We start from the raw sequence: 7409 nt of genomic DNA, 5'->3' as shown, positions 1-7409 counted from the left end.
CAGTCTGGACTACCTGCCCCCAATCAGTCGTCTTCAATCCGTGAACAACCTGGTGGGTTTACACACCTAGCCCTGGATCAGCCGCCCCATCCGCTAGGCACGCACCAGCAAGGTGCCGGCGATGATGTCGTGCAGCCCCTGCTTGCGCTGGGTGAAGGCCACCATCAAGAAGCCGATGCCCAAGGTGATGGTGGAGACTATCTTGCCCCAGTAGCGGGCGTTGGCCCGGCCAAAGCCGATGCGCTGGCCCTGCTCGTCGGTGACCTTGATCCCCAACAACTTCTTGCCCAGGGAACCCTGCCAGGCGGAGGACTCCGCCAGGGTAAACCACAGCCACTGCACCAGCATGCCCAGCACTGCGCCGAGCAAGCCGCCCATGGCCTCGATAGTCTCGCTGTCGGCCACCGCCGCCATGGACACCCCCAGAATAAAGCCCATGGGCAAGGCCACCAAAAAGGAGGCGATCTGGCAGAGAATGCCGTCAATCAGGGCCGCCAGCACCCGGAACCAGAAGCCGGCGTAGCGGGGTGTGTCGGCCGAAACCACCGAGGCCGGGCTGGGTTGCGCCGCCGGTGCCAGGGCCGGCTCCACCAGGCTGCTGGCCGCAGCGACTTCGGCCAGCACGGGCCGCGCCTCACCGCAGGCCGGACAAAAATTGGCCACATCACTCAACGATTGACCACAACGTGAACAGAACATCCTGTCTCCTTGTTAAGGGGTTGGTTATAAATGGGAATTACAGCAGTTAAAGGCACACCCGCAGTCCGGGCCACTGCCGAAGCCAGGCTTTGTCGGCCAACCGGCGGGCAAACAGGGCCGGAGGGCAGCATGGATTGCGGGTCAACCGGCCGGCAAACAGGCTGGCCAGGCCAAAGGCGCTGATGCCTGCCAACTGACCTTGCCCATCCAGCCGCACCGCCACCGCTGTCTCCTGCTCCGGCCAATGGCCCAGGGCCGCCAGACAGTCGCCATAGGGGGCATGGCCGTTGCGCAGATGCATGCGCGCCTGGTTACGCACCTGCCAGGGCACTGCCGGCAGACTGCGGCACAAGCTGTCCTGCAGCGCCTGCTCCTGCGCCAGCATGGCCGTCACAGTGCCGGGGCTGGGATCGAAATAGATAAGATCCACGTCCGCCAAGGGCGTAGTCCGCCCGTCGCCATGCAAGGCATCCCAGACCCGGTTACGCACAAAACCGGCGGCCAGCCAGGCATCCGGCAGGTGAAGTTCTGCCAACTGAGCAAGACAGGCCATGCGCCAGGGATCGGCGGCAATCAGCGCCAACAGCCGTGGCATCAAGGGATCCATCGCCACCCTAACGGGTGGCCGCGATGGAGAGGATCAGGGCCCCCGCCGCCACCAGACCGATCCCCAGCCAGGCCAGGGGACTGGGCCGCTCGCCCAGGAGCAGCACGGCAAACACCGCCACCAGCACCACGCTGAGCTTGTCGATGGAAGCCACCTGGGAGGCCGGCCCCAGTTGCAGGGCACGAAAATAGCAGACCCAGGAGGCGCCGGTCGCCAGGGCCGAGATGATGAGAAACAGCAAGGCCTTGCCCGGCAGTGCCAGGGGATTGGACCATTTGCCGGTGAGCAGCACGAAGGGGATCAGCAGGGCAAACACCACGAAGGTACGGATCAGGGTCGCCAGATCGCTGTTGATCTGCGCCACCCCCAGTTTGGTGAAGATCGCGGTCAGCGCGGCGAATACCGCCGCCAGCAGCGCCCAGATAAACCAGCTTGTGATCATAAATTCCCTTTATTGTCTGAGCGGCACGACGCTGCCTGGTCAGCCTGATGGCTGACTTGCGCCGCCTCATGTCCCTTTGCCCCGTCCCGCGGCGGCGGCATTGTCCTGGCTCCCTGTTCCGGTCGGCAGAGCCAACCCAGGGCCGATGGAGCGACCTGTTCGAATACCGTGAGAACAATAAGGAAAAATGGACTCAGCCACAATGCCGCCAGGGGCATAGCGGCAAAAAAATCAGCCGCTTACGGCTGAGCCCAGAGCAGATCCTCAGTGGCAAAGCCCAGCTCGCGCGCCCGGGCCACGAAGCGCGCCCGCACCGCCTCACTGACTTGGGGTGAGCGGGCCAACAGCCAGAGGTAATCGTGGTTGGGGCCGCTGACAAAAGCGTACTCATAGTGCTCAGGCTCCAACTCGAACACCACATAGCTGCCATAGAAGGGACCAAAGAAGGAGACCTTGAGATAACCCGTATCCGGCGACTGCACGAAGTAGGCGCGACCCTCGGCCTGCTGCCAACTGCCCGTTGCGGCGTCATAACCACGATTGATGACCCGCACACCGCCGTCGTCCCGCAGGCTGTACTGGGCCGTTACCTGGCTCAAGCCCCGCTCGAAGCGATGATCCAGCCGCGCCACCTCGTGCCAGGTGCCCAGATAGCGTGACAAGTCAAAGCCGCGTACCGGTGTCACCCCTTCCGGCAGCCCGACGCAACCGGTTAACCCGCAAAGCCACAGTCCAATCCACATCAGCCGACGCATCACACCCTCCAGAGTAAGTCAGGGGTCCAGCCGGCCGCCCGCGACTCAGGCAACCGGCCCCCACCACGCCCACCATGCCACAAGGCAGGCCTCGGTGCAGCCACCCCACACCGTCAGGCGAGGCGACAAGGCCGGCCGATAATAGTGGCCACAACTAGTTGGTAGCCGCCGTACCCGCCGTCTGGGCATGGAGTTTCGCCATCACCTGGATCTGATTGACGCAATACTCGACAGACTGGGCCAGCGCTGTCTTGAGTCCGCTGCCATCCTCCAGAGCCTTGTAGCTGGGCGCCTGATTGGTGTCCGCATAGTCAGGGACATGACTGCAGGTTTCATCGGCGATGATCTTGCCCGTCTGCACCTCGATCAAACGGGCCCGAGCGGTATACATGACCCGGTAGTTATCCCAATCCGTTGGGAAATAGATGGAGCTCCATCCCAGTGTCTTCACATCCAGAACGTAATCCTGCTGCCCAAAGTGCCCCAGCAGCGCCTCATCGGTGACCTTACTGGAGACAGACTGCGCCTCTGCCACCACCTGCATCTGCTGCTCCTGCGCCAAGCCCTGAGCCAACTTGTCGGCAATGGCGATAGCGGGATCCGCTACCTGGTTATTCTTGATCATGGCGTTGCCGCTGGAGATGGCACTGGCGAGGCCAAGCAGCCCGAACTGCACATTGACCGCCGTCTGGGCAATGAAATCCGGCCGATCCTGATAATGGGTCAGACCAACCTTCTTATCCTTGAGTGCCAGGGCCTCATCTTGTGTGAGGGCATCATGGTTTACGGTGGCACAGCCGGTGGCCGAGAGAGCAAACACGATCAACAAAACGACCTTAACAAACTTATCCATTTGAGTTGTTTCCTTAGTGTGTGAAAAAAGCACCGCGGCGTGGTAAACCTCACCCGTCCGCAGCAATAACGAAATGTCAGTCCCAAACACGAACCCATCGGGCCGGCGGATATTGTGCGCCAGCACATCAGTGCTGGCCGTAAATCGCCGCTTGGCACGAATTGCAATGTTCTGATTTTTTTTGGGGGTATTGGCGAGCCACTCACCGATCGACCATGGTCATGAGATGAGTAAGCGCTGATTTATAATCGGACGTTAAATCAAGCACATTGAGGAGATAACAGCTTAACCACCTCATCAAATCGAGACAGACGTTGCTGACAAACACCTCGAGCAATGGCCACATCAAAGTCCCCCGTTTCATCTACCGCCTTGAACACGGCACGTAACTCGTAATACCGGAAAGTACAGAGCCCCCAAAGCAGACCCACCGCAAAAAACAACAATGAGATGTAGGCAGACCAAAACGGCATCCAATACGCCGCCGCCCAGCTAACCGCAGAGCAGGAAACCCCACAAGCCAAGAAATGAACAAACTGATCGCGCACACCGAGCCGTCGCACATAGATGGACCGCATGCGATTAATCTTATATTCATCCTTACCGTTAACAACCAGCCGATTGTTATCACCAACTTCGACCACAGACTCACTCCCTGAATTAAAAAACATAACGCTAGACTATGATGGAATTAAATAGATCTGACTTTAGACGAATCAACAGACAGAATGATTAGCCATAGGAGCGTGTGCAATTCATCTGGAACACAAAAAGGTAGCTCCTGAAAAAAACACTTAAGGTTGCGCATGGACTCATTCGCCCTGCGCCCTGCGCTGTGCGTCAACGTCGACAAAACAAGGGCGTAGCAACCGCTTGTCAAAAAATATAAAACACAATGTGGCATCAACAATCCATGCCGAAATACAGGCATGGACTGATGACTTATTCGATCAACATCTATGTCAGAATAGTGCTGACCGCTGGAAGCACTTACGGTGAAGCGCCACTGCTATATTAGAGAATCACCCGCACACGACACAGTCACACCCAGCTTCGCCAAACGGACTAGCTATCATCAAGCCAGAACGCACAAAATGACTGATTTGAGCAATAACCGACTAATGAGGAGTGGCCACTTAGAGTTACTTAACTGCAATCAACTTGGATTCCCGGACACCATTCTTACCCTGATAGTCACCAACCACTGATAGTTTGGTTCGTGCATAAAGCACGCCCATCTTCACCTCTTGCCAAACATACACAAGCGTGCCTGGCTTGGCATCCACCTCAATGGTGTCGGTATTCTCAGATTTGGAGGTAATACTATGCTTACCAGGTTCAACCTCTTTATAGATATAGGTTTTTGCCACAGTTTGACCAACAGGCTTACCATCGAGTAGCACATCCATTGTTACGCCAGCCCCCATGCTTTCATTTCGGAAGATATAAAGACCGGACTTATCGCTGGCGACAGCGAATTTTTTGGCAGCGGCATCTTGATTGTCATCGGCCATCGGCACAGTTGCACACCCGGCCAACCCGAAAAGAATGAAGGAGGCCACAATCAGCTTTTTCATATAAACTCCAATTTAGTTAGTAGTAATTAAAATTATGGCAGGTATAACCCAACCAAGGTTGAAGAATTACTTAATTTAGAAAGATGGAACAAGCCGCGATACCAACGGCAGTGTATTCTGACAACACATGATTACCAGTTGAACATCATATTGAGAACGCGCAAAAGTGAAACATGCAAAAATCACTTTGCTAATTTATCCAAACCCGATAAGTCAAAGAGTTTATTGGCAAGTGATTTATTGATCGGAACCCCCTTCCCTTCATCATACATGGTTGCAAGATAATATAGTGCAGCCTGGTTGCCACGTTCAGCAGCATAACTGAGTAATTTAAAAGCCATATCATAATCTTGTTTCACGCCACTTCCCGACAGATGCAGAACACCAAGATTGCTTATTGCACTGACATTACCTTGCTCAGCCGATTTTTTGTACAAGGCAATCGCCTTGTCAAGATTGGGCTCGACACCATCACCACTAGCATATAAACCACCTAAGTTTACTTGTGCACTGGCATTACCCTGCTCCGCTGATTTTTCATACCATTTGATGGCTTCCTGTTTGTCAACGACCCCCAGGTCACCTCGGTCATAGGCCAAGCCCAAATTATACTGAGCCCAACTGTCCCCACCCTCGGCTACGGACAGCAGAAGTCGTTTGGCTTCAGACGGATTTTTAGCCACCCCCATGCCCTTCACAAGCATTAAAGCATAGTCGACCACACCGCTAATTTGACCATTCTTTCCTGCAGTTGCAAACCAGTAAGCCGCCTTTTCATAATTAACAGGTACACCTTGGCCATTTTTATACATGAAACCAATATTATATTGTGAATCTGGTTCACCAAGTTCAGCAGCCCTCTCCGCCCAAAAGGCAGCACGAACCAGGTTTTTCTTCACACCATCGCCAGTGTAATATATTTGTGACAATAGGACTTGAGCATTTATATGATCGCGGTCTGCAGCCTTTTCCAACCATTCGATCGCTTGTTTAACATGTTCTGGCTCTTCAATTTTATAAAAATACATCCAGCCTAATAATGCAAAAGATTCAACATCGCCTTGCTCCGCAGCCGATTGCAAGATTGTTTTGGCAACATCAAATTGGTTGTGTTCGATGGCATCTTTAGCTGAATCGATAGGATTGGTTGATCCTCCCTGAGATAGGGAAACCGTATTCTCTGATGTCTGCAATTTAGCGTCATTACTCGCGCACGCAACTAGAAATGCTACGAAAAAACAAACAAGAACCTTATACATGCTTTCATTCCCCTAGCAAAGTTAATGTATATCCATGGATATAAGACATATAGTGGATTTTATTAGTTATTAGAAAATGTCTCATTTTCGAGTTGTAGCAACACATTCATACAGAGAAATCACATTCAGCGAGGGAAAGAAAGCTCACCGACACAACACCAATTTGGCATTAATTATTCCGCATTATGCGCGAGTCATAAAAGCACTGCTGTTCATGGTCAACTGACCAGCAGCCAGAACGCCGCAGCAATGGAGGGCTCCCCTACGCAGCTTTTGATCTTACGCTCTTCCGATTTTTTGCGTCACTTCACCAACTTGACTACATCGAAGTACGCCGACCAGGTTGGGTCAGACTGGCGTGAGATCAGTATTGGGAATCGCGACTTACCCAAAAGTGCTTGATTGATAAGCTTCATAGTTTCACCAACATTCCTGGAGTACCACTGCCACTCTTTGCGACGATTGCCCGTGACACAAAGCGTAAGGAACGCATTGTTACTTCCCTCAAGCTTGTTTTCGAGTAGCTCTTCAAACTCAATCATGCGGGTATTTGTAGCAGAATCAGGCATACCGTTGTTCACAGAGGCCTCAAACACCCATGAGATACCAGTCAGGTCTGGATAATCGGATATTTGTATGCCAGACGGAGGTTTAAGAAGGAAGCGATAGATCAGTGGCTTTCGATTGTATTCAGACGTGGCAACGCCCCACCCATCCGCAGCATGCACTTGTGAATAAATAAGCAAACCAATTAAGAGGCAAAGTAGCTTTGGCATATCTGTATGGCGAGCAACCTAATAGATACAGAGCGCGCCGCGCTGTGCACGCCCCAGGGTAATAGGTAGTGTTCAGAATTCTGTGTCATTTCATTAAACTACGACAAAAAGAGATGACACATGACCAAACCATCCTTCGATATCGAAGCTGCATTGCAAGCCTTGCGTGACGGTAAAGACCTGACTGGCAAAGACGGCATTCTTACCCCGCTTATCAAGCAATTGACCGAAGCGGCCATGCAGGCCGAACTTGAGCAGCACCTCGCCCAAGATGAAACGGCCAATCGCAAAAACGGCTCAACATCCAAGACCATCAAAAGCATCGCTGGGCGATTTGAACTCAATACGCCTCGTGATCGGGCCGGTACCTTTGTGAATCGCCACCAGTGATTTAGACACTTCCCAGCCGTTCCCGATAGCGGGATTCAAACTCTACTGGAC

General features: G+C 53.4%; 9 protein-coding genes and 1 pseudogene. 1 reads left to right on the top strand and 9 read right to left on the bottom strand.

The window, feature by feature from the left end:
* Nucleotides 1–93: 93 nt before the first annotated feature.
* The 9 genes from ABD847_RS02595 to ABD847_RS02555 all read right to left on the bottom strand — a co-directional run bounded on the left by ABD847_RS02595 (nucleotide 94) and on the right by ABD847_RS02555 (nucleotide 6968).
* Nucleotides 94–699 carry an RDD family protein gene (locus tag ABD847_RS02595; RefSeq protein WP_345009752.1) on the bottom strand — a complete coding sequence of 202 codons (606 nt, stop codon included), beginning with the start codon at nucleotides 697–699 and terminating at the stop codon, nucleotides 94–96.
* Between the two features lie 46 nt (nucleotides 700–745).
* On the bottom strand, nucleotides 746–1294 hold the full coding sequence (locus ABD847_RS02590) for a nucleotidyltransferase family protein (RefSeq protein WP_345009750.1): 549 nt from the start codon (nucleotides 1292–1294) through the stop codon (nucleotides 746–748).
* Between the two features lie 19 nt (nucleotides 1295–1313).
* Nucleotides 1314–1748, bottom strand: coding sequence for an EamA family transporter (locus tag ABD847_RS02585; protein ID WP_345009748.1), 435 nt, complete (start codon nucleotides 1746–1748; stop codon nucleotides 1314–1316).
* A 239-nt stretch (nucleotides 1749–1987) separates the two neighbouring features.
* Nucleotides 1988–2503, bottom strand: a complete 516-nt coding sequence (locus ABD847_RS02580; RefSeq protein ID WP_345009746.1) for a lipocalin family protein — start codon at nucleotides 2501–2503, stop codon at nucleotides 1988–1990.
* A 154-nt stretch (nucleotides 2504–2657) separates the two neighbouring features.
* On the bottom strand, nucleotides 2658–3356 hold the full coding sequence (locus tag ABD847_RS02575; protein ID WP_345009744.1) for a hypothetical protein: 699 nt from the start codon (nucleotides 3354–3356) through the stop codon (nucleotides 2658–2660).
* 260 nt (nucleotides 3357–3616) lie between these two features.
* Nucleotides 3617–4000, bottom strand: a complete 384-nt coding sequence (locus ABD847_RS02570) for a hypothetical protein (RefSeq protein ID WP_345009742.1) — start codon at nucleotides 3998–4000, stop codon at nucleotides 3617–3619.
* 498 nt (nucleotides 4001–4498) lie between these two features.
* Nucleotides 4499–4933 (bottom strand): DUF2846 domain-containing protein, encoded by a 435-nt coding sequence (locus tag ABD847_RS02565; RefSeq protein ID WP_345009740.1) that lies wholly within the window; start codon nucleotides 4931–4933, stop codon nucleotides 4499–4501.
* Nucleotides 4934–5115: 182 nt separating this feature from the next.
* A complete protein-coding gene (locus tag ABD847_RS02560) occupies nucleotides 5116–6192 on the bottom strand; it encodes a tetratricopeptide repeat protein (protein ID WP_345009738.1) in 1077 nt (358 codons plus the stop codon).
* A 302-nt stretch (nucleotides 6193–6494) separates the two neighbouring features.
* Complete coding sequence (locus ABD847_RS02555; protein WP_345009736.1) at nucleotides 6495–6968, bottom strand: DUF695 domain-containing protein; 474 nt, start codon at nucleotides 6966–6968, stop codon at nucleotides 6495–6497.
* A 120-nt stretch (nucleotides 6969–7088) separates the two neighbouring features.
* Here ABD847_RS02555 and ABD847_RS02550 point away from each other — a divergent pair.
* A pseudogene (locus ABD847_RS02550) lies at nucleotides 7089–7340 on the top strand (transposase); the annotation flags it as partial.
* Nucleotides 7341–7409 lie beyond the last annotated feature (69 nt).

This window comes from Pseudaeromonas paramecii (assembly GCF_039540575.1).
Taxonomy (GTDB): domain Bacteria; phylum Pseudomonadota; class Gammaproteobacteria; order Enterobacterales; family Aeromonadaceae; genus Pseudaeromonas; species Pseudaeromonas paramecii.
The sequence above is the reverse complement of the archived record's forward strand: the minus strand, read 5'-3'. Positions and strand labels throughout refer to the sequence as shown.

Excerpts from the sequence above, each read along its gene's own strand:
- ABD847_RS02580 (WP_345009746.1), bottom strand. The coding sequence starts at position 2,503 with ATGCGTCGGCTGATGTGGATTGGACTGTGGCTTTGCGGGTTAACCGGT.
- ABD847_RS02555 (WP_345009736.1), bottom strand. The coding sequence starts at position 6,968 with ATGCCAAAGCTACTTTGCCTCTTAATTGGTTTGCTTATTTATTCACAA.
- ABD847_RS02585 (WP_345009748.1), bottom strand. The coding sequence starts at position 1,748 with ATGATCACAAGCTGGTTTATCTGGGCGCTGCTGGCGGCGGTATTCGCC.
- ABD847_RS02590 (WP_345009750.1), bottom strand. The coding sequence starts at position 1,294 with ATGCCACGGCTGTTGGCGCTGATTGCCGCCGATCCCTGGCGCATGGCC.
- ABD847_RS02560 (WP_345009738.1), bottom strand. The coding sequence starts at position 6,192 with ATGTATAAGGTTCTTGTTTGTTTTTTCGTAGCATTTCTAGTTGCGTGC.
- ABD847_RS02595 (WP_345009752.1), bottom strand. The coding sequence starts at position 699 with ATGTTCTGTTCACGTTGTGGTCAATCGTTGAGTGATGTGGCCAATTTT.
- ABD847_RS02575 (WP_345009744.1), bottom strand. The coding sequence starts at position 3,356 with ATGGATAAGTTTGTTAAGGTCGTTTTGTTGATCGTGTTTGCTCTCTCG.
- ABD847_RS02565 (WP_345009740.1), bottom strand. The coding sequence starts at position 4,933 with ATGAAAAAGCTGATTGTGGCCTCCTTCATTCTTTTCGGGTTGGCCGGG.